This is a genomic window from Companilactobacillus sp., from assembly GCF_022484265.1.
GTDB lineage: Bacteria > Bacillota > Bacilli > Lactobacillales > Lactobacillaceae > Companilactobacillus.
The window spans coordinates 1,049,987-1,071,920 of sequence record NZ_JAKVLR010000001.1 but is presented as its reverse complement, the minus strand read 5'-3'; the positions used below and the strand labels follow the sequence as shown (position 1 = coordinate 1,071,920).

17 protein-coding genes and 1 tRNA gene are annotated in these 21,934 nt (G+C 39.4%); 12 read left to right on the top strand and 6 right to left on the bottom strand.

The genetic code is table 11. The features are described from left to right. Window positions 1-12 precede the first annotated feature (12 nt). From ligA to rlmD, 7 genes are all read left to right on the top strand, one after another. On the top strand, window positions 13-2,037 hold the full coding sequence (gene ligA, locus LKF16_RS05320) for an NAD-dependent DNA ligase LigA (RefSeq protein WP_291469336.1): 2,025 nt from the start codon (window positions 13-15) through the stop codon (window positions 2,035-2,037). Window positions 2,038-2,120: 83 nt separating this feature from the next. Further along, complete coding sequence (locus LKF16_RS05315; protein WP_291469334.1) at window positions 2,121-3,257, top strand: CamS family sex pheromone protein; 1,137 nt, start codon at window positions 2,121-2,123, stop codon at window positions 3,255-3,257. Window positions 3,258-3,271: 14 nt separating this feature from the next. Beyond that, window positions 3,272-3,568, top strand: coding sequence for an Asp-tRNA(Asn)/Glu-tRNA(Gln) amidotransferase subunit GatC (gene gatC / locus LKF16_RS05310; RefSeq protein WP_291469332.1), 297 nt, complete (start codon window positions 3,272-3,274; stop codon window positions 3,566-3,568). 2 nt (window positions 3,569-3,570) lie between these two features. Continuing rightward, window positions 3,571-5,028 carry an Asp-tRNA(Asn)/Glu-tRNA(Gln) amidotransferase subunit GatA gene (gatA, locus tag LKF16_RS05305; protein WP_291469330.1) on the top strand — a complete coding sequence of 486 codons (1,458 nt, stop codon included), beginning with the start codon at window positions 3,571-3,573 and terminating at the stop codon, window positions 5,026-5,028. Then, window positions 5,028-6,455, top strand: a complete 1,428-nt coding sequence (gene gatB, locus LKF16_RS05300; protein ID WP_291469328.1) for an Asp-tRNA(Asn)/Glu-tRNA(Gln) amidotransferase subunit GatB — start codon at window positions 5,028-5,030, stop codon at window positions 6,453-6,455. Before gatA ends, gatB begins: the two co-directional genes overlap by 1 nt. Before the next feature lie 13 nt (window positions 6,456-6,468). After that, the gene (locus LKF16_RS05295) at window positions 6,469-7,455 is read left to right on the top strand and encodes a diacylglycerol kinase (RefSeq protein ID WP_291469326.1); all 987 of its coding nucleotides are present in this window, start codon (window positions 6,469-6,471) and stop codon (window positions 7,453-7,455) included. A gap of 75 nt (window positions 7,456-7,530) precedes the next feature. After that, on the top strand, window positions 7,531-8,886 hold the full coding sequence (gene rlmD, locus LKF16_RS05290; protein WP_291469325.1) for a 23S rRNA (uracil(1939)-C(5))-methyltransferase RlmD: 1,356 nt from the start codon (window positions 7,531-7,533) through the stop codon (window positions 8,884-8,886). A 337-nt stretch (window positions 8,887-9,223) separates the two neighbouring features. On the opposite strand, the gene LKF16_RS05285 is transcribed toward rlmD, so the two are convergent. From LKF16_RS05285 to LKF16_RS05265, 5 genes are all read right to left on the bottom strand, one after another. Continuing rightward, window positions 9,224-10,567 (bottom strand): PFL family protein, encoded by a 1,344-nt coding sequence (locus LKF16_RS05285; protein WP_291469324.1) that lies wholly within the window; start codon window positions 10,565-10,567, stop codon window positions 9,224-9,226. Between the two features lie 9 nt (window positions 10,568-10,576). Continuing rightward, a complete protein-coding gene (locus LKF16_RS05280; protein ID WP_291469323.1) occupies window positions 10,577-10,843 on the bottom strand; it encodes an ACT domain-containing protein in 267 nt (88 codons plus the stop codon). Between the two features lie 569 nt (window positions 10,844-11,412). Further along, on the bottom strand, window positions 11,413-12,315 hold the full coding sequence (locus LKF16_RS05275) for an alpha/beta hydrolase (RefSeq protein WP_291469321.1): 903 nt from the start codon (window positions 12,313-12,315) through the stop codon (window positions 11,413-11,415). Beyond that, the gene (locus tag LKF16_RS05270) at window positions 12,305-13,642 is read right to left on the bottom strand and encodes a PTS transporter subunit EIIC (RefSeq protein ID WP_291469319.1); all 1,338 of its coding nucleotides are present in this window, start codon (window positions 13,640-13,642) and stop codon (window positions 12,305-12,307) included. Before LKF16_RS05270 ends, LKF16_RS05275 begins: the two co-directional genes overlap by 11 nt. A gap of 78 nt (window positions 13,643-13,720) precedes the next feature. Beyond that, window positions 13,721-15,061 (bottom strand): APC family permease, encoded by a 1,341-nt coding sequence (locus LKF16_RS05265; RefSeq protein WP_291469317.1) that lies wholly within the window; start codon window positions 15,059-15,061, stop codon window positions 13,721-13,723. 118 nt (window positions 15,062-15,179) lie between these two features. On the opposite strand from LKF16_RS05265, the gene LKF16_RS05260 reads away from it, so the two are divergent. The 4 genes from LKF16_RS05260 (at window position 15,180) to LKF16_RS05245 (ending at window position 18,885) form a co-directional block, all read left to right on the top strand. After that, window positions 15,180-16,178: a Gfo/Idh/MocA family protein gene (locus tag LKF16_RS05260; protein ID WP_291469315.1), complete on the top strand. Its 999-nt coding sequence runs from the start codon at window positions 15,180-15,182 to the stop codon at window positions 16,176-16,178. A 1-nt stretch (window position 16,179) separates the two neighbouring features. Further along, window positions 16,180-17,400 carry a DEAD/DEAH box helicase gene (locus LKF16_RS05255; protein WP_291469313.1) on the top strand — a complete coding sequence of 407 codons (1,221 nt, stop codon included), beginning with the start codon at window positions 16,180-16,182 and terminating at the stop codon, window positions 17,398-17,400. A 36-nt stretch (window positions 17,401-17,436) separates the two neighbouring features. Next, window positions 17,437-17,510: transfer RNA gene (locus LKF16_RS05250), tRNA-Arg, on the top strand. A 133-nt stretch (window positions 17,511-17,643) separates the two neighbouring features. Then, window positions 17,644-18,885: a CAP domain-containing protein gene (locus LKF16_RS05245; protein WP_291469311.1), complete on the top strand. Its 1,242-nt coding sequence runs from the start codon at window positions 17,644-17,646 to the stop codon at window positions 18,883-18,885. Between the two features lie 51 nt (window positions 18,886-18,936). Here LKF16_RS05245 and LKF16_RS05240 read toward each other — a convergent pair whose 3' ends face one another. Further along, a complete protein-coding gene (locus tag LKF16_RS05240; protein ID WP_291469309.1) occupies window positions 18,937-19,434 on the bottom strand; it encodes a GNAT family N-acetyltransferase in 498 nt (165 codons plus the stop codon). A gap of 416 nt (window positions 19,435-19,850) precedes the next feature. Between LKF16_RS05240 and LKF16_RS05235 the strand changes: the two genes are divergently transcribed. Further along, on the top strand, window positions 19,851-21,815 hold the full coding sequence (locus LKF16_RS05235; protein WP_291469307.1) for a hypothetical protein: 1,965 nt from the start codon (window positions 19,851-19,853) through the stop codon (window positions 21,813-21,815). Window positions 21,816-21,934: the final 119 nt, after the last annotated feature.

The window sequence follows — 21,934 nt, the reverse complement described above, 5'->3', positions numbered from 1 at the left end:
GGAGTGAAACTAATGGCTGAGCAAAACATGACTAAACAAGAAGCTAACGAAGAATTGACGCAATTGCGTGATACTTTAAATGAGTGGCGCGATGCTTATTACACTAAAGATGCTCCAGTAGTAGAGGATAGCGAATACGATCAGAAGTATAACCAACTATTAGCTATCGAACAGCAGTTTCCAGAGTTAGTTACTGCCGATTCGCCGTCGCAACAAGTTGGTGATGCAGTTAATCCTGAATTTAATAAGGTCACGCACGATATCCCAATGCTTTCAATGGGGGATGTTTTTTCAGAAGACGAATTGTCCGAGTGGAATGACCGTATTGAAAAAAATGTTGGTCAAGAAGTTGACTATAATGTCGAGTTAAAAATTGACGGTTTAGCAATTTCGTTAGTTTATGAAAATGGTGTGTTAGTTCAAGGATCGACTCGTGGTAACGGAACGATCGGTGAAAATGTCACTGAAAATTTAAAGACTATCAAGTCGATCCCACAAAAATTGCCACGTCCATTAAGTTTTGAGGTCCGTGGCGAATGTTTCATGGATAAAAATGAATTTTTACGTTTGAACAATAATCGTGAAGCTAATGGTGAACAAGTTTTTGCCAATCCTAGAAATGCTGCAGCTGGGAGTTTGCGTCAATTAAATCCCAAGGTGACGGCTGACCGCAAACTGGATACTTTCATGTATACAATTGTCACATTTGATGATTTAAACGTTGAAACTCAGCATCAAGCCTTGCAGACGTTAGAAGAATTAGGATTCCACGTCAATCCAACTGCAATGGTGGCAACTGGATTAAAGGGTGTTAAAGATTATATTGAACATTACGGCGAGTTGCGTGATGGTCTAGATTATGGAATCGATGGCGTGGTTCTAAAGGTCGATGACTTAGCAACTCAAAGACGTTTAGGTAACACTGTTAAAGTTCCCCGTTGGGAAATTGCTTACAAGTTCCCACCAGAACAAGCCGAAACGGTCATTAATGACATCGAATGGACGATTGGTCGGACTGGTGTTTTGACGCCAACTGCGGTTATGAATCCCGTTCAACTTGCTGGAACGACAGTTTCCAGAGCAACGTTGCATAATATCGATATGATCAAGGCTAAAGATATTCGAGTTGGCGACACAGTGCTATTGCACAAAGCAGGTGACATCATTCCAGAAGTTTCGCAAGTAGTTTTGAGCAAACGTCCAGATGATTCGGTTCCAGCAGAAATTCCAACGCACTGTCCTTATTGTGATTCCGAACTGATCCACTTAGAAGACGAAGTCGCTTTACGCTGCATTAATCCTAAGTGCCCAGCTCAAGTCAAAGAACAATTGACTCACTTTGCTTCAAGAAATGCGATGAATATTGACGGCTTAGGTCCTAAGATCATCGAACAGCTTTACACTAAAAAATTGATCGAAGATGTAGCTGACTTATACAAGTTAACAGCTGATGACCTGTCACAATTAGATGGATTCAAAGAAAAATCGATCAACAATTTGTTAACAGCTATCGATAACTCTAAAGCAAATTCAGTTGAACGTTTGTTATTTGGTTTAGGGATTCGTCACGTCGGTGCCAAAGCAGCGCGGATTTTGAGTGAGAGTTTTGGCGATTTAGATGGCTTAATGGCTGCTACCAAAGAAGAAATTTTAAATGTTAATACTATGGGAGAGATAATTGCCGATAGTATCATCACTTATTTTGATAATAATGATGTTCAAAAGCTCATTGATGAATTAAAATCAGTAGGAGTGAATACAAAATTTATTGGTAGTTCTAATAATAATGAAACAAATACACACTTTACTGATAAAATAATTGTTATAACTGGTACTTTAACTAAGTACAAGCGTTCAGAATTGACAAGTATGCTTGAAGATATGGGTGCTAAGGTCACTGGGTCGGTCACTAAGAAGACTGACATCTTGATTGCTGGTGAAAAAGCCGGCAGCAAGTTGACTAAGGCTGAGCAACTAGGAACTCAGATCATCAACGAAGAGACTTTGTCAGATTATTTGGACGATACTGAAGAATAGTCGTTGGTAAATAGTTCAAGCTAAAATCGCCTTTATACAAGGGTATGGACCTACTAACGATGAAGTGTTGAAGGAGACAACTTTTGAAAAAATTCATTAAAACCACCGCCCTGTTAATGGCATCAATGGTGCTGCTATCAGCCTGTGGGAATTTACAAAATTCTAGTTTATCTTCTGGTGGAGGAGACGATAGCAAGACTTCTGTCCAGACAACCAATTCAAGTGATTCTAATAATTACGATGTTTTGATGAAAAATGGTAAATATAAGACTAGTCCGATCAGTGGCTTAACAGCTTCTGATAACGGCAACGAATTTAATAGTCGTAGTTTTGAGAGTGGCTTGATGGCACTTTCAAGAGGACAATACGATACTAACAACTACGTTTTCCAAGAAGGTCAAATTTTGTCAGCCGGAACGGTCAACAAGTGGTTAGCTAGAAAATCCAAGAAAAATCCAACTGGATTAAATCCAGCCTCAAATGGCTCAACTAATGCTGATAAACGTACGCCAATGTATTTCCAACAAATGCTTGAAGAAGATTATCTTCAAAAGCAAGATGGTAAATACAAATTAGCAGGGATGTCGATTGGTATTGCGATGAACGAAGTCGATTATTACCAAAAGAAACAATACGGTGCAACTTTCCAGACTAAGATCTCCGCTGCAGACCGTAAGGCCCAAGGTGAAAAAATTGCTGCTGAAGTAGTTAAGAGATTGCGTCAAGATAAGGCTGTTGGGAATAATATTCCTATTTTAGTGGGATTATACTCAGTTGCCCCAGAGGATACTTTAGTTGGTGGCAATTATTTCCAATATTCAGTAAGTAAAAGCGGCGACCTTGGCAATTGGAAGAACTTAGACTATAAGAGTCAGATGCTTCCAGTCGTTAACAACGAGAATGCTATTAGTAGCAGCGACTCAGATGCTTTTGCTAACTTTAAGACGCATATCCAAGATTACTTCCCTAATTTATCCGGCGTTACTGCTGAAGCACATTACGATGGCAAGAGTTTGAAGTCATTGGATGTGACGATCAATACGCAATTTGACGGATTAGCACAGATTACTAGTTTCACTCAATTCGTCCAAGACAGTGCTGGTAAGTATTTACCTTCTGGTGCTGACCTTGATATTTCAATTCAAACTGTTGATAATCAACAATCAGTGATCACGCGTACTGGTGGGAAATTCAATTCACACGTATACAACGCTGACTAGTAAAGGAGAAAATAATGATTTCAAAAGACGAAATTTTACACGTTGCTGAACTAGCAAATTTAAAATTCAAAGACGATGAGGTTGATGGATTCGTTTCACAACTAGATAAGATCGTTACAATGGCAAGTAACCTTTCAACTGTTGATACTAAAGGCGTTGAACCAACTTACCACATGGGTGACACTAAGACAGTCTTCCGCGAAGACAAGGGTGTTCATACTCAAACTAGAGAACAATTGCTTGAAAACGTTCCAGAAGTTCAAGACAACTTGATCAAGGTTCCATCAATTGTTGACAAGGAGGAAGACTAAGCGTGGATTACTTAAACGAAACTATCGATTCATTGCATGACAAGCTAGTTAATAAAGAAGTCACTGCTGAAAATCTTACTAAAGAAACTTTGGACCGCATTCACAGTAAAGAAGATAAGCTAAATGCTTTTGTTACTGTAAATGACGACGCCACAGACGATGCTAAAAAGGTCGATGAAGCCGGAATTGACGGCAGATTATCTGGTATTCCGATTGCAATCAAGGATAATATTTTGACAAACGGTTTATTGACAACTGCTTCAAGTAAAATTTTGTCTAACTTTATGCCTATTTATGACGCCACAGTTATGGAAAAATTAAACGCTGCTGGCGCTATTAATGTTGGTAAGACTAACCTAGATGAGTTCGCCATGGGTTCATCAACTGAAACTTCATACTACGGAACATCTCACAATGCTTGGGATTACACCAAGGTTCCTGGTGGTTCATCTGGTGGTTCTGCTGCGGCAGTCGCTGCAGGGGATGCTATCGCTGCTTTAGGTACAGATACTGGTGGCTCAATTCGTCAACCATCATCATTTAATGGTATTTTTGGTATCAAACCAACTTATGGTCGTGTTTCACGTTGGGGCGTTGTCGCCTTTAGTTCAAGTTTGGATCAAGTCGGCGTGATGTCAAAACGTGTTGAAGACTCTGCTGAAGTTCTTCAAACTATTGCAGGACATGATGTTCACGATTCAACTAGTTCAGATAAAGAAGTACCTGACTGGCGTGCTAACTTGAATAAAGATATGCATGGCGTTAAGATTGCTGTTCCTAAGGAATTCTGGCATGAAGGTACTAATCCAGAAGTTCTTAAGACAATTGATGCTGCTTTAGATGTATATCGTAAATTAGGCGCAACAGTTGAAGAAGTTAGTTTACCAACTTTGAAGCATGCGGTTGAAGTTTATTACGTTATCGCATCTTCAGAAGCATCTTCTAACTTGCAAAGATATGATGGTGTTCGTTACGGATTCCGTGCTAAAGACGTTAAGAATATCAAAGAATTATTTGTTAACTCACGTTCAGAAGGATTTGGCGATGAAGTTAAACGTCGTATCATGTTAGGAACATTTGCACTTTCTGCAGGTGCCTATGATGCGTACTTCAAGAAGGCTGCTGAAGTTAGAACCTTATTCATCAACGAATTGGACGATGTTTTAAGCAAATATGATTTGATTGCCGGACCAGTTACAACTACAACTGCATTCGGTATCGGCGAAAAAGTCGATGATCCATTGGCAATGTATCGAAACGATATCTTGACTATTCCTGCTAACTTGGCTGGATTGCCAGCTGCTTCGGTACCTGCAGGTTTGGCTGACAATATGCCAGTTGGTCTACAATTGATGGCTAAGAAATTTGATGAACAATCAATTTTCAACGCTGCTTATGCACTCCAAGAAGAAAACAAATTTTATGAACAAATCCCAACTGCATTAAAGGAGGAAGACTAATGAATTTTGAAACAACAATCGGTCTAGAAGTCCACGTTGAATTAAAGACCCTCTCAAAGATGTTTAGTCCTTCACCAGTTGCATATGGTGCAGAACCTAATACAAATACCAATGTTATCGACTTTGGTTTTCCAGGTGTACTTCCTTCAGTTAACAAGGGTGGATACCGTTTAGGCGTTATGGTTGCCTTGGCACTTAATGCAGAGATCGAACAACACACTCATTTTGATCGTAAGAACTATTTCTACCCAGATAACCCAAAGGCTTATCAATTAACACAACATGAAAAGCCACTAGGGCATGACGGCTGGCTAGAAGTTGAAGTCGGCGGCAAAAAGAAGAAGATCGGTATCGAAGAACTTCACGTTGAAGAAGATGCCGGTAAGAATACACATATTGGCAATAGCTCATTCGTTGACTTGAACCGTCAAGGAACACCGCTAGTTGAAATTGTTTCAAAAGCTGATATGCATTCACCTGAAGAAGCTTATGCATACCTTGAAAAGCTCCGTCAGATCGTGCAATTTACTGGTGCATCAGACGTTAAGATGGAAGAAGGTTCAATGCGTGTTGATACCAACATTTCTATCACACCAATTGGATCCGATAAATTAGGTACTAAAGTCGAATTGAAAAACTTGAACTCGTTTAACTTTGTTAAGCAAGGTCTTGCTTATGAAGAAAAACGTCAATCAGCTATTTTGAAGAATGGTGGCACAATTGGTCAAGAAACTCGTCGTTTTGATGAAAAATCAGGCGAAACAGTCTTGATGCGTGTTAAGTCTGGTGCGGATGATTATCGTTATTTCCCAGAACCAGATCTACCAGCTTTTGACATTGACCCTGCTTGGATCAAACAAATCAAAGATTCTCTTCCTGAACCTGCTGAAGATCGTCGTGCAAGATATATCAACGAATTAGGAATTCCTGAATACGATGCCGGCGTTTTGACAGATACAAAGGAAATGTCAGACTTCTTTGATGAAACAGTTAAGTTTGACGCAAATCCAAAACTAGTTTCTAACTGGTTGATGGGTGAAGTAAACGGATATTTGAACGAAAAGAAAATCGGTTTGCTACAAACTAAATTGACACCAGAACATCTAGCTAAAATGATCAATTTGATCTCTGATGGAACTATTTCATCGAAGATCGCCAAGAAGGTTTTCCAAGAAACAATCAGTAATGGAACAGAACCTGAAGGTTGGGTCAAAGAAAAAGGTCTGATCCAAGAATCAGATCCAAATGTCTTGAAACCTATGATCATTGGAGTTTTGGATAATAACCAACAATCTATTGATGACTTTAAAAATGGTAAAGACCGTGCAGTTGGTTTCTTAGTTGGACAAATTATGAAACAAACTCATGGACAAGCTAATCCAAAGGTCGTTAACAAGATCTTGATGGAAGAACTAAATAGCCGTTAGCGAGGAGTATTATATGCGTGCTAGATTGATTTATAATCCTACGTCTGGGCATGAAACATTGCCTAATAATGTTGGAGACATATTAAACGTCTTGGAAGAGGCTGGCTATGAAGCTAGCGCATATCGAACAACTGCCAAGAAAAAGTCGGCTTTAAAAGAAGCTCGAAGAGTTGCTCAAGAAGGCTTTGATTTAGTCGTTGCAGCTGGTGGCGATGGAACTATTAATGAGGTCATTAATGGTATTGCCGATTTGGAACATCGTCCAGAAATGGCAATTATCCCTGCCGGAACTACGAACGACTATGCCCGTGCTTTAAAGATCCCACGTGATGATGTCGTGGAGGCAGCTAAAGTTATTCTCAAAAAGCAAAAGCTTGATGTTGATATTGGCCAAGCTGGCGATCACTATTTTATTAATATCGCCGGTGGTGGCTCAATGACTGAACTAACTTATGAAGTTCCTTCAGCATACAAGTCTATTTTGGGATACCTTGCTTACATTGTTCGAGGCGCTGAAATGCTTCCACGTGTAAGTCCAATTGACATGCATATTGAATACGATAATGGCGTTTTTGATGGGAAAGCTACAATGTTTTTGATTGGATTAACCAATTCGATCGGTGGTATGGAACAAATTGCTCCAGACTCGATCATTGGCGATGGTACTTTCTCATTGATCATCGTTAAAGAAACTAATTTGCGTGATTTAGTTCATTTGATCACGCTAGTTTTAAACGGCGGACGCCACGTTGATAACCCCAAAGTTATCTACACTAAGACTAAAGAAATCACCGTTAAAGCAAACGATGACAGTCGCATCATGATCAACTTGGACGGAGAATATGGTGGAGATGCACCAATGAAGTTCAAGAATCTTCATAATCATGTTAGAATGTATGCAAATGTCGATTCGATTCCTTCTAAAGCTTTGGATACTAGAAGCATTGAAGAAAAAGATATCGGCCAAAAAATAATCGAAGAAGAAAAGAAATTAGATTAACAGTCCCTAGGGCTGTTTTTTTATGTAAGGAGCGCACGCATTGTTTGCATTAGGCGTTCCAATAAAAGGAGAAATATGGATAAACCTAATTTGAAAAAGAATGACAAGCTAGAATTATCGATCAACGATCTTTCTTATGAGGGAAAAGGTGTTGCTAAAGTTGATGATTTTACTTTGTTCGTTGACAATGCACTGCCTGGTGAAACTGTTAATGCAGTATTCACTAAAGTGGGCAAGAGCTACGGTTTTGCCAAGGCTTTAGACATCATCAAAAAATCCCCAGATCGTGTCGAAGACATTGATAACGTTTATGTTCAAACAGGAATTGCTCCATTGAGTCATTTGTCATATGCACAACAATTGAAGTTTAAGCAACATCAAATTGAAGTGAATTATCAAAAGGCACATTTGGACATTAAAGTTAACGATACTTTAGGTATGGATGATCCATTCCACTATCGTAATAAAGCTCAAGTCCCAGTTCGCCAAATTGATGGCAAGTTGACAACTGGTTTTTACCGTCGTCACTCACACGATTTGATTCCGATGGAAGATTTCTTGATCCAAGATCCTAAGATCGATGCTGAGATCATTCGTGTTCGTGATATTTTACGTAAATATAAGGTACGTGGATTTGATGAAGAAAACCATAAAGGGCAAATCAGAACTATCATGGTTCGTCGCGCTTATTACACCGGTGAAATGATGGTTGTCTTAGTATCTCGTGTTCGTGATATTTCCCACTACAAGGACATCACAAACGAGATCATGGCTAATGAAGACGTTAAATCTCTCTACTTAAACATCAATGAGAAAAAGACTAACGTTATTTTAGGAAATGAAATGATGTTGCTTGCTGGAAGCCCATATATTGATGATGAATTACTAGGACATACTTATCGAATCTCACCACGTTCGTTCTACCAAGTAAATCCAATTCAAACTCAAAAGTTATACCAACTAGCAATTGATAAAGCAGATCTAAAGGGCAACGAAACGGTTGTCGATGCTTATTCAGGTATTGGTACAATTGGACTTTCATTAGCTGATAAGGTCAAAAAAGTTACTGGGATCGAAGTAGTCGAAGACGCCGTTAAGGATGCTTCGCAAAATGCTGATATCAACGACATTACTAATGCGGATTTCCTTGTTGGCAAGACAGAAAATGTCTTGAACGACTGGGCAAAAGACAAGCGTAAAGTTGATCTATTGATGGTCGATCCTCCTCGTAAGGGACTAGCTCAATCATTGATCGACAGTATCAACAACATCAAACCTAAGAAGATCGTTTATGTCAGTTGCAACCCAGCAACATTGACACGTGACTTGAAGGCTTTGAGCGATACTTATGAGATCAAAGAGACAACACCAGTAGATATGTTCCCAATGACAAATCATATCGAATCAGTTACAGCTTTAACACGCAAGTAAAAGAGCGTTGTCACAGTGTGTGTCGGCGCGTTTGAGGCAATAAAAAAACTGACCATCGTTGCGATAGTCAGTTTTTTTGATTGACGGAACTTGCTAAACATGCGATACTTCTTGTCGGTGCCAAACCTCGGTGAAAATATAATTCGGTCGGCGCTTAGGCGTTTGGAAGACTGATGGTTTTTACCACGGAGCTCACAGTGTGTGGGCTCTTTTTTGTCTAAAATTTAATTTCATAACTAGTTCAGTTAAATCTGAACTAGTTTTTTTTTCCAAAAAAATAGCTTGATTCTTCATGAAAAGAAATCAAACTAGGTATTTAACAGGTAATTAATTACTTTTAATTTTTAAATGAATGGATTGGTGATGGGATGTGTCCACCACGGTGGATAAAGTCTGCGGGACTGTTGGTATTTACTGGCATTACGGGTGCTTGACCAAACAATCCGCCAAACTCAACTGTGTCTCCGACTTTTTTACCAGTAGCAGGGATGATTCTAACGGCTGTGGTCTTGTTGTTGATCACACCGATAGCTGCTTCATCAGCAATCATTCCACTGATCGTTTCAGCTGTGGTGTCACCAGGAATGGCAATCATGTCTAGACCAACTGAACAAACAGCAGTCATGGCTTCGAGTTTTTCAATGTTGAGGTTACCAGCGTTAACGGCACGGATCATTTCAGCATCTTCTGAAACTGGAATAAAGGCACCTGAAAGTCCACCGACATGTTCACAGGCCATAACGCCACCTTTTTTAACAGCATCGTTTAGTAAGGCAAGTGCGGCAGTAGTTCCGGGTGCACCGACACTTTCTAGACCGATCTCTTCAAGGATTTCTGCTACAGAATCGCCCTCATTAGGCGTTGGAGCAAGCGATAGGTCAACGATACCAAATGGAACGTTTAAGGCCTTAGAAGCGATATTTCCAACGAATTGGCCCATTCTAGTAACTTTAAAGGCTGTTTTCTTGATAGTTTCTGAAACAATGTCGATTGGTTGACCTTTGACTTGTTCCAAAGCACGTTTGACAACGCCTGGTCCAGAAATACCAACGTTGATAACACAATCAGCTTCGCCGACACCATGAAAGGCACCTGCCATAAAAGGATTATCTTCAACTGCATTGGCAAAAATCACTAAGCTCATGCAGTTAACTGGGTCAACAGCCGCGAGATCTTTTACGACTTGTCCCATTTGTTTAACTGCATCTAAGTTGATACCTGAACGAGTGGAACCAACATTGACGGAACCACAAACGCGACTAGTTTCACTCAGTGCTTGAGGAATCGATTGAATCAATTTTCCATCACCGGTTTGATATCCCTTTGGAACTAGGGCAGTAAACCCGCCAATTAAATCAACTCCTAAGTCACTGGCAGCTTGGTCCATCGTCTTGGCAAAAGCAACGTAGTCTTTATCGTTTGATGCGGCAGCCACGATTGAAATTGGCGTTACGGAAATACGTTTGTTGACGATGGGAATTCCGTATTCAGATTCGATTTGTTCAGCTACTTTGACTAAATCCTTGGCTTTGGTAGTTAGTTTTTTGTAAATTTTTTGACGGGCTTTTTCACCATCAGAATCGATACAGTCGATCAGTGAAATACCCATGGTAATGGTTCTGATATCCAATTTTTCCTCGGAGATCATTTGAATCGTTTCTAAAATAGAATGAGTTTCCATTGCGACCTCCTATAGTTTTTGCGTAGCGTCGAAAATTTCTTGGCGCTGGATTCTGATGTCTAAGTTTGATTCTTGGCCTAATTGTGAGAGTGAGTTTTTGACGGTATCAAATTTGGTTGATTCATCGATCGATACCATCATCATCATGGTGAAGTTTCCTTGCATTAATGTTTGTGAGATGTCGATGATGTTGACGTTTAGTTCTGCTAGTTTATTGGCTACTGCAGCAACGATTCCGGTTTTGTCACGACCGACAACTGTCAAAATTGCTTTCATGGTAATCCTTCTTCCTCTTTGTGCTAAAAAAATATTTCTTAGAAATGTTTTAATTAAGCATAAACGATAAATGTTTTCTTAACAACTGTCATGAGGATTTTTCCTAATAAAAAGTCTTTGATTTTAATAATACGTTGGTACCCGACTCCGAACGAAAATCGCTTCCGGGGATCCGTGACATGCTGGGCACAACTTTAAGCCAAGTGCCACTGCGTGACGGCTTGTCTTAAAGCTTGGCCTCATCCTAAGCAATAAATTGCTAAGGATGATTTCAGCATTTGGTCCCCACGCGATTTTCGTTCTCCGTCTAAACAGCATTAGTTTGAGTTCTCTAAGTATGATTGAAAGATGGAATGCCATGTATATTTTCCATTACTTGGATTTTTTAAGCCGAAGTTCCTTCATCTTCGATCTAAATAACGTTAGTTCAAGTTCTCTAAGCATGTGTTGGTGAGGGCATGAGACACAGATAAATAAACTTTAATTTGATCAACCTAATTCCTTAAAATTTAATGATTGTTCAAAAAAATGGCACCTAACTTTGCCTATTAGGTGCTATTTTTCATTTATTATTTGTTGGTTTGCTGCGAATCTATTTTTCTGGATTTCGTTGTTGTTGGAGCATTTGTTCTGTCATTTATGATGTATTGATGGAACAGCGAGATGAATTGTGGATTTGTTAGCATATCCGAATGTTCGGCATTGCTTCCGGTTAAGGTGATCAGGGTGTAATGCTTAATGTTGCCCTCAAAGATGTACTTGCCGGATTCTACACTACCGATTGGGACGATTCCGTCATCGGTGTAAACTTTGGTACCGGCGATTGAATAGTAAGTTAAGTCTTTTGGCAACTTATTCTTGCTTTTGATGAAATCATCTAGCATTTGCGTCCGCTTTGATTGGTTCTTTTCTTCGAAGTTATAAGGAGATCCCACGGTCATCATTCTGTGGACGTTGATTGTGTCGTCATCGAAATAATGTTCAAAGTAATAGGTCCAAATTAACCCACCGTTTGAGTGACCAAAGGCATCAAAGTTATTGAACTTATATCTGTCTTTTAAGGCATCAAAGGCAATCGACATCCATCGTGCCTGTTGCTTGATGTTGCTGTAGCCGTCTTTGTTGTTCTCAAATCCCACCACGATAAATGGACGTGGGTCATTGTTCTTGATTGAGCCCTTGTAAGTGATGGTGTCATCTGTGTGGACGGTCAACTCAAGCATACTATGGTGTTCATCGTATTTTTTATTAATCGTGTTAACTAGGTCCTCGAACCTATTGGCTTGGGCGCTGGAACCTGGAATCATAATGATTGGTGAAAGGGGCGAATTGTAACGTCCAGCTAATGTCGAAACGTTATCTTTCGTCCAGAAATAAGAAGGTATGCCAATTAGAATCATAACTAATAATAAAAAGACGATTGCGTGCATACCTTTTTTGGATGCAGGTTTTCTTAAAAAGTTATTTTTCATTATCAACGCCTCCTTCGTCGTCAGCCAAGTTGTCGATCACTTTAACTTGTTCGGCAATTTTGACAAAAGGAATATAAATTAGTACAGAAATAAATAAGGTAATCACGGTAAATATCAGCGCTTGCCAGCTACCGTTGGTACCTAAGAAGGCAATCAGTGGTCCAGGTGTTCCAGCTGGTACTGAATAGACGGCAGGTGGCATGAGATGGAGCTGTAGAGCAATTGCAGCAATGGCCATGTTGACTAGTGGTGCTACTAAAAATGGAATAAAGAAGATAACATTGAAAAATACAGGTATACCTGACATCAACGCGCTGTTGATATTGAAGATGCTAGGCACTAGCGACCATCTGGAAACTGTCAAGAAGTCATTATCTTTTGATACCCATAAAATAGCAATAATCAAAGCCAGCGTTGCGCCAGTTCCGCCGTATGCTGCGAAGGTGTGATACAAAGCGTTGCTGTTGAATAAGTCGGGAGCACCCCAAGCAGTGTGATGGGTCAATGCGTAATTTAAATTAGTGACTGAATTAGTATCAGCGTAAGTCGTTCCGATTGAAGAATAAGGTCCTGACCAGCCGAGAAACGACATAATAATGGTGTAAGCGCCTAGTCCAAAGGTACGAAGCAAACTGAGTACAGGATTAGAACTGGCATTGGTGCTAGTCAAAGCGGTTACGATAGTGTCTGGCAAATTAGAATAGAAAGTTACGTTGACCAAGTCGCTGACTAAAGCAGCCAAGATGATTATTGAAAAAATCGATTTGATCGAAATAAAGGTCCGATTCAGGACGCTGCTAGACATAGCAGCAAATCTAGATTTTTCCTTTGGCTTACTAGTAATCTTGAAAATGTATCCAACTAAGATACCTAAAAGAATTGCAAACAATAATCCTCTGATCCCTAAAACAGCACTGTGGAATGCGAAGGGTTGCTTTCTAGAATAAGAATAGGCAATGATCAATAAAGCTAAGCTACCAGTAATGCCAGCAAGTTGGTCGTCACGGTTGTAATGCTTAGCAGAATATTTTGCGGCAACAAAAACTGCAATCACCGAGACCCAGCCAATGGTCAAATTGGCAATTGCAGAAATTATTCCATCAAGTTGGTAAAATACGCTGTCGCTCATAAAGTCCGTCAAATCAGAAAATAAACCATCTTTGCCTAAAAAGACGATTTGTATGGTCTTGGCGAAACTTCCAATTAAGACAAATGGGAAAATGGTTAGGACGGTTCTTTGAATCACACGGTAAATAAATAATTTTTGCACGCAAAGATTTAATTGAACTAGTTTTCTTTCCCAAGGACGTGTGAATTTTTCTTCCAAAAGTTTCACCTCCAAAATTTTGCATACTATTAATTTCACTTTGATTATAGCTTAAAAAAAATAAGCAACCATAGTAGGTTACTTATTTTTATTTTTATTAAATGCATGAATATAGTAAAGCGGCAGACCAACGATCGTAATAAAGATTCCTAAGAAAGCTAGGACTGGTTGGAGCGCGATAGTTGAGAACACGATGTAGCCACCGCCAATGATTGCAATGATCGGCGGTATTGGATAAAAACTGACCTTGTATGGACGTTTCAAATCTGGCTCTTTGCGTCTCAAAATAAAGACGCCGACGAACATCATGATCGAGAAGATCCACATTACGAATACCAACATATCAGTTAAATAATCGAAGGTACCTAGGAAAATCATAATAATTGCGATAACAGTTTGGACGATACCTGCATTCATAGGAACACGGGTATTCTTGGTCAACTTGGCAAAGAAGTTTGCAAACACGATATCGTCGTCTTTACCTAATGCATAGCTGACACGAGTTCCGGTCATTGTATAACCGTTGATAGATCCGAAAACGGAAATTAAGATACCGATAGTGACGATTTTTCCACCGATATTTCCAAAAATTTTGATTGCAGCTTCTGAAGCGGCATTTTCGTTTCCCGGAATGATGTGGAATGGCAACTCTTTGACAAAAACAAAACTGATCGAAACATAGACTAATGTGATCAAAAGCAATCCGATAATGATCGAACGCGATAAATCTTTTTCCGGATGCTTCATTTCACCAGCCATGTTTCCGACGTTCATCCAGCCGTCGAAGGCAAACATCGTGGCAACATACCCAGTCCCTAGAGAAGTCCAGAAGTTAGGATGAGATCCAGCGGTTACTGGAAAAAATGAAACTGGATTGTTCGATGGCGTGAATAATCCTACGGCGATGATCAGCACGATCGGAATCAATTTTGCGACGAAAGCTACTGACTGGATTCGTCCACCAGCCTTGGCTCCTAATAAGTTAGATAGGAATAAAAATACGGCAACCGCGATAGCGATTGGAATCCTCGTTGCATCAGGGATGTTGGTCAAGTTGATGACTTGGGTCGCAAAGACGATCGACAATGCTGCGATAGCAGCTGGGTAATAAATGACTGACTGAGCCCAAGCTAATAAAAATGCGGGAACCTTTCCATAAATATATTCGATATATTTATAAATTCCTCCGGCAACTGGCAAAGCAGTTGCTAATTCAGCGATTGTTAGACCAGCGTTAATGGTAATGAATCCGGCCAATAGCCAAACTAAGATCGTCAAACTGGCGGAACCTGTAGCCGCGGTGACGCTTGAAATCTTGAAAAAGACGCCTCCACCGATAACTAAGCCCATGACGGTCGATAAAGCGGGGAAAAATCCGAGCTCTCTTTTTAAATCAGAATCAACTGATTCTTCTTTCATATGCAAATCCTCCCCCTAAAGTATATTAAAATAATATAACAGTTTTTATTTCGTGGGTAAGGTTTTTTGTGGCAATTGAAGTTTGAAATCAGTAGAATTGAATTACGAGGTGATTTTTATGTTAAAACTAGGAATTATCGGAACAGGTTGGATCTCTCAGCAATTTGTTGAAGCAGCTGAGGAAACAAAATCATTTAAGTTAACGGAAGTTTATTCACGGACCGAGGCTAAGGCTAAGACATTCGCAGATAAATTTTCCGGCGACGACGTTTATTTGACGACGGACTTAGATAAATTTTTCAGTAGCGATAAATTCGATGCTGTATACATTGCATCGCCTAATAGCTTGCATTATTCACAAGCTAAACAAGCCATCGAAAATGGCAAACAAGTTATCGTTGAAAAGCCAAGTACATCAAATGTCCATGAATTAGCAACTTTGCAACAAATTGCTAAAGAAAAGGGCGTTTTCTTGATCGAAGCGGCTAGACACATTCATGAACCGATTTTCAAGAAGGTTCAGTGGTATCTTGAACAAAACAAAGCTGCTTTAAGTGGTGCCACACTTTCATATATGAAATATTCAAGTAAATATGATGCTTATTTAGACGCACAAAATCCAAATGTCTTCACGACAACTTTTTCAGGTGGAGCACTTTATGACCTTGGCGTTTACTGTGTTTATGATGCAGTGGTCTTGTTCGGTGAACCCAACCAGGTTACATATGATGCAGAGATCTTGTCATCAGGCGTTGACGGCAGCGGTAGTTTGACGCTCAAATACGATGATTTCGACGTTAATATCATTGTCGGTAAGACTAAGAATTCCTTCATGCCATCAGAAATTTATTTTGGCAAGAAGACTTTATTGATGGATAGTGCTGGAGATATCACCAAGTTGCAACAGAGCGATGAAAAGAAGCGTCTGTCGCCAATTCCCGCTGAAAAAAGCGATAATCCGATGGATTCTGAAGCAGTTGAATTTGCAAGAATCATCAATGAAAATGACCAAGAGAAGTATGCTCAACTGTCAAGATATGCTAGAATAGTAAATCGCATTCTAGAACATGCTAGAGCTTCAGCCGGAATCGTGTTTGAAGCAGATAAGGAAAATTAAATTGGACATACCTACATTATATAAAGATTATTTTGCCGAGAATCATTTTGAAAAGATGACGAAAATTCAAGAATCAGTCTATTTGCCTTTTAAAGAAGGTAAGGACTTGATTGCTATGGCACCAACGGGTTCAGGTAAGACGCTTGGCTTTACGATGCCAATGCTGGAAACGTTAGTCCCTGGCGATGGCTTGCAAGTACTAATTTTGGAACCATCTCAAGAACTTGCTATTCAAGTAAGAACTGTCATTCAACCATTGGCTAAACTAGTTGGTTGCTCAGTTCAAGCTGTGACTGGTGGGGCAAATCCACAACGTCAATTGAAAAAATTAAAAGAGAAGCCAGAAATTTTGGTTGCTACGTTAGGTCGTTTAAAGGAATTGACTGACAGCCGCAAGGTCAAGCTAGGCAATTTACAGACAGTTATCGTTGACGAAGCTGATGAGATGCTGAACGAAAATAAGCTGGAATCAGTCAGAGAAACGATCGACCTGATGCCAGCAGACGTGCAGTTGACCTTCTTCTCAGCTACTGGGAATGAAATTTTTAAAGATATGCATAAGTGGTTTGGTCAAGATTTCTTAACTATCGACCAACGTTACGACCGTTCATATACGGAAGGTATCAAGCATTACTTCATTAATACCGGTAGCGACGGCATGAAAAATACTTTGATCCGAGAAATGGCCCACAATAAGAAGTTTCTTGGAATTGTCTTTTTCAACAATTCGCGTTCGCTGCACAAGGTCAGCTCTGACTTGGAATATGCCAAGACTAATTTCGTTGTGCTCGATAGTAAAATGTCGTCGCAACAAAGAAAGACTGCATTGCAACTGTTCAAGAGCGGCAAGGTCACTTTGTTGTTAACCACTGATGTGGCTGCTCGTGGAATGGATATTGATAATGTTTCTACTATTATCAATTACATGATTCCGCGTGATAACAGCGAGTATTTGCATCGTGCTGGTAGAACCGGCCGAATGGGCAAGTCTGGGGATGTAGTGACATTTGGTAATAGTCACGATTTCAGAAACTTGCAGACATTTAATGATTTGGAGATCAAGAAGGTCTTCTTAAATCACGATGGTACATTTTCAGCTAAAGATACTTACCACAAGCATAAGAAACAAATGGCGAAGACGATGCCCAAACCTAAGCACAAGAAACGTTTGCGTGATCAAAAGAACAAAGGTAAGCACCGTCCTAAAAAGCCTTTACAATAAAAATAATTGGTGGCACGATATTAGTGTTGCCTTTTTGGTCCCTTGGCCCAGTTGGATAGAGCAACTGCCTCCTAAGCAGTAGGTCCCCGGTTCGATTCCGGGAGGGATCATAAAAATAGTCATCCATGATGGATGACTATTTTTTTACTCAAAATTTTGAAACTTAAATTCAAGTTTACTTATCATATCCCTAATAATATAATTTGAATTATAAAATCGTTTTATTTAGGGGAGAATCTATCTATGAAAATATCTAAGGGTAAACTTTCGAGTCTCTTTATTGCTGGGTTAGTGCTGGGGTCATTAACTTTGGCCGATAATGTTAAGGCAGATACTACGAGTGCTGATGATGGTCAAGCTCAAGTCACCGCTGTGACTGCTGATACGAATGATGCGTCGGCAACTGCAACTGGTCAAACCACTTCAACACAACCGGTTTATAATGCTTTACCGATTAACGAACAAACTAGTGTGAATAATACTGCTACAACTGCTGCTAATACGGTAGCTACAACTGATCCACAGACTTCGGCTACTCAAGCTTCTGCCAATGTTGATACACAGGCTGTGGCAGTTGACGTATTGACAGAATTGAATAACCTCCGTTCACAAAACGGCTTGCCCAAGTTGACTAACGTTGATGTTTTGAATGGATACGCTCAAAGTCGTGCAGATATGCAAGTTGGACGTGGTTCAATCAATCATGATTACTGGTCATCGAGTGCTATGGCACCATATGATTACAACACTAAAGAGGCTTTAGGTAGCTGGGATGTCGCTAGTTTACCAAATGATCCTTACCAAATCGCAGTGCACTTCATCAATAATTTTTACACTGAACAAAAAGCTCCTGAAGGGGACTTCGGTCACCGTAAAGCCATGCTTGATCCTTACGTTTCATCAGTCGGCGTCGGAGTTTCGATAGGAAATGGATTATTCGTCGTTGCTTTGGAATATGGAAGTGATGCCACTGCTAACAATTCATACAACCAAACCGATATGAGCAACTATAACGCCAGTTATAGTTACGGATATGCCAATCCTTCACAATACGATAAATCTTCATTAAATGATGAAGACCACACAACTTTCACCAAAGTTTATACACCAAATGATTTCAACGGTGTCGTTGATGTCCTCGATACGACAGCCAATATGGTCGATAAAAACGGAAACGTTTATTCAAGTCCAAGATTAAGTCCTTATTCACAATGGTATTCAGATATTTTGGCATTGATCAATGGTCAAGCCTATTTCCGTGTTTCAAAAGATGGCTTTGTTTCAGCAAATGACGTCCGTGCATCATCATACATGGATATGACAGCCACAATTCCACAAAGTGTTGCTGTCTATAACGATAACTTCCAACCAACTGGTGCATACACAACCGCAAACGTACCTTATCACGTTGACCGTCGTAGTATTAATGGTCAATTCTTGAGAGTCGGATATGGCCAATGGATCTTAAATTCATATGGAATGTAAAAAACAACCTAGATAGGGTTGTTTAACGGGGCAGACAGTAGTCTGTCTTTTTTAATTAAAGTGTTTTCCTAAGATATCCAGACTTCTTTTTTGACCGTCCATTAATGCGACATCTGGTAAGTGAGCCCATTGAGTAAAGCCGTATTTTTTGAATAAGCCCTGACTAGGTAGGTTATGTGAAAAAATATAAGCTACTAAAGTATCGATATCGAGAGCTTTAAGCTGAGTAATGACGAATTCTACAGCAGATGTTCCGAGTCCATGATGCTTAAAATTGTTGTCAATATAAATACTGATCTCAGCAGTATGAATATAGGCTGGACGCCCGTAAAAATATTCGAGACTGACCCAGCCGGCAATTGTTCCATCTAATTCAATCTTCCAGATTGGTCGTTGCTGATGGTTAAATCCAGCAAACCAAGCTTGTTTTGACTCAAGATTGACAGGTTTTAAATCTGCCGTAGCCATGCGACTTGGGATTGCTTGATTATAAATATCAACGATTTTTGATAGATCTACTTGTTCAGCGTAGTTAAATTCTATTGGCATTTGACTCTCCTCAAAAAATATTTATACTCCTACTATACTTTTTCAAAAACAAAATTGTTGACAGTTATCAAAAAATGATTAGAATATTGTTCTAAGTATTAATAAAGGAGGTAAATAATTATGAAGTATAAAGTACAACTTAATACACAAACACAATTGTTTACCGTAGTCGACAAGAATAACAGTAATTCTTTTGCAAACGGTAAAACAATTGAAGAAGCCGTTTCTAAATTAAAATAATATCAATTTAGAACAAAATTTATATTCAAAATAGAAACAGTTATAAAGCCTACAAACGTTGATTTGTAGGCTTTTTTAGTGTTTCCATAAAATTGATGAAAACCCTTACATATATTAAAATAATAGTTGAATAAACTAAATTTATTGTACCCAAATATAAAGAAGGAGGAGATTTTATGTGGCGAAAAAAGATCAAATATTTTTTTCTAGCGTTATTAATGGTGCTGACGTTTGTGGGTATTTCTAAGGCATCTGACAATGATCTAACCACAAATTCTCCCAGAGTCGTTAAGGCTGACGACTTAATTGTCAATCCGCTATATACGCCTAGTGCAGCACCAGTAAAGATATTAGGCCTTTATTGGACCTCAGGTTTTACGAAACAACCGACTGATCAGTACACGTATTTAGGCCAGTCAGTCAACTTAACAGCTGCCACCACGATAACCTTTCTGGATTCGATTAGTTCGGTAAATCCGTATAGATATCAATGGTGGACGACAGATGATGGCACAAAGTGGGATAGTCCATCCGGAGCCACTTCAAAAAACATTACTGTCGACCCACAAGAAGTGGGTATTTCATATTATCAACTAGCTTATACAAGAAAAAATTTAATTGGTAGCAATCGGTCAGGATACTATTCAAAGATGGCTTCAGTAACCACCTATCCGGAACCTAAGGATGCACAAGCGGTTAAGGTTACTACGGAAGATGATTATTTGTATAACAATACCGAAGAGCAACAAACTACCTACGCGATTGCAACTCCGGATCCGTATGATTCTACTGCAAAGCTGAGTTGGTCGATTGATAATGAAGATCTAGCTACGATCGATCCCGATTCTGGATTGATCACAGCCAATAATAGTGGTAAATCTGGGACGGTAACAGTTACTGGGACTTTGACCAATAGTGATGGTGAACAAGTTTATGACACCGCTACAGTCACAATCGGTGGTGGATTGGATGATCAGACTGTTAATGAAGGTAATCCCGCTAAATTCGATATTTTAGGTACCTTTGATGTTGTGCCAGATTCGGTAACTTGGCACAAAGTGGTCAATGGAACTGACACGACAGTTGAAACTGGTACATCTTTTAGCTACACGACGCCTGATACAGTTTGGGCAGATAACCAATCCCAATACTATGCTGTTATCAAGACCACGCAAAATGATATGAACGGCAATCCGCAAACACAAACAATTACGACGAATAAAGCAACGCTAACTGTTATCCCAGACACTTTTCCAAAAATCGAATTAAACAGTACGATTTTTAACAATACCTATGATGACCACAATGCTGACAATACTGAACTATATAACGTAGTCGATTTAGATCTAATTACTATCAAGGGAACCGCTACAGATACAAACGTAAATTCAGTTATGAAAACAGCAGCGTTTCAAATTCAGATACCATCTGGGGTAGTTCTAAATCAAAATGCCTTGCCTGATATCACCAATGTACAAATCGATGGACAATCGACGGATAATTTTTATGTGGGACCTGGACCGACTGGTAATCCGCAAGAACAGTACGTCTATTTCTTCGATATTCCATTTGATGAGGTTAAGACTCACAGTTTTGAATTCACCTTTACGGTGAAGGGAAATGGTAATTCACAATTCATTACTAGTCCTGAACTGACCGGAACAGATGAGGATGAAAATGCCATCGACGGCACGTTCCGTGGCAATATGTTGACGATCAACTTCACTAACGGAAAACTTAATGCACAAGCCAAAGATATTGATTACGGAACTTTGAAGTATTCAAACGTGGGAACGCCGGTTGCAGGCACGATCGATGGTGCGACCTCAGATAATATTTTAAATATTGTCGATAACCGTCGTCAAAAAGATGCCACAGCGATTTATTTAACACAAAACAATCAATTTACTTCAGGTGCAAATGTCCTAGACTCTGAATTAAGATATTACGATTCTGATGGGAATTATCAAGAAGTCAGTCAAAGTCCAATTCTGATCGATCAATCGGAATCTGGCGACACCTTGAATTCAGTGGCCAATGATCCAGATATTGGCTTGAAACTTTTGATTCGTCAAGGTAATTTGACCTACGGACAATACACTTCGACCTTAACTTGGACGATTGCAAATGCACCGCAATAACTCAAAAAAGCACACAAACATTACAATTTAATGTCAGTGTGTTTTTTTTAGGCATTTTTATCCCGTTTATTGCTAAATTTAGGTATAATATATCATGAAAATGATATTAAAAAAGAGGA

Excerpts from the sequence above, each read along its gene's own strand:
- ligA (WP_291469336.1), top strand. The coding sequence starts at position 13 with ATGGCTGAGCAAAACATGACTAAACAAGAAGCTAACGAAGAATTGACG.
- gatC (WP_291469332.1), top strand. The coding sequence starts at position 3,272 with ATGATTTCAAAAGACGAAATTTTACACGTTGCTGAACTAGCAAATTTA.
- gatB (WP_291469328.1), top strand. The coding sequence starts at position 5,028 with ATGAATTTTGAAACAACAATCGGTCTAGAAGTCCACGTTGAATTAAAG.
- LKF16_RS05295 (WP_291469326.1), top strand. The coding sequence starts at position 6,469 with ATGCGTGCTAGATTGATTTATAATCCTACGTCTGGGCATGAAACATTG.
- rlmD (WP_291469325.1), top strand. The coding sequence starts at position 7,531 with ATGGATAAACCTAATTTGAAAAAGAATGACAAGCTAGAATTATCGATC.
- LKF16_RS05285 (WP_291469324.1), bottom strand. The coding sequence starts at position 10,567 with ATGGAAACTCATTCTATTTTAGAAACGATTCAAATGATCTCCGAGGAA.
- LKF16_RS05280 (WP_291469323.1), bottom strand. The coding sequence starts at position 10,843 with ATGAAAGCAATTTTGACAGTTGTCGGTCGTGACAAAACCGGAATCGTT.
- LKF16_RS05275 (WP_291469321.1), bottom strand. The coding sequence starts at position 12,315 with ATGAAAAATAACTTTTTAAGAAAACCTGCATCCAAAAAAGGTATGCAC.
- LKF16_RS05265 (WP_291469317.1), bottom strand. The coding sequence starts at position 15,061 with ATGAAAGAAGAATCAGTTGATTCTGATTTAAAAAGAGAGCTCGGATTT.
- LKF16_RS05260 (WP_291469315.1), top strand. The coding sequence starts at position 15,180 with ATGTTAAAACTAGGAATTATCGGAACAGGTTGGATCTCTCAGCAATTT.
- LKF16_RS05245 (WP_291469311.1), top strand. The coding sequence starts at position 17,644 with ATGAAAATATCTAAGGGTAAACTTTCGAGTCTCTTTATTGCTGGGTTA.
- LKF16_RS05240 (WP_291469309.1), bottom strand. The coding sequence starts at position 19,434 with ATGCCAATAGAATTTAACTACGCTGAACAAGTAGATCTATCAAAAATC.
- LKF16_RS05235 (WP_291469307.1), top strand. The coding sequence starts at position 19,851 with ATGTGGCGAAAAAAGATCAAATATTTTTTTCTAGCGTTATTAATGGTG.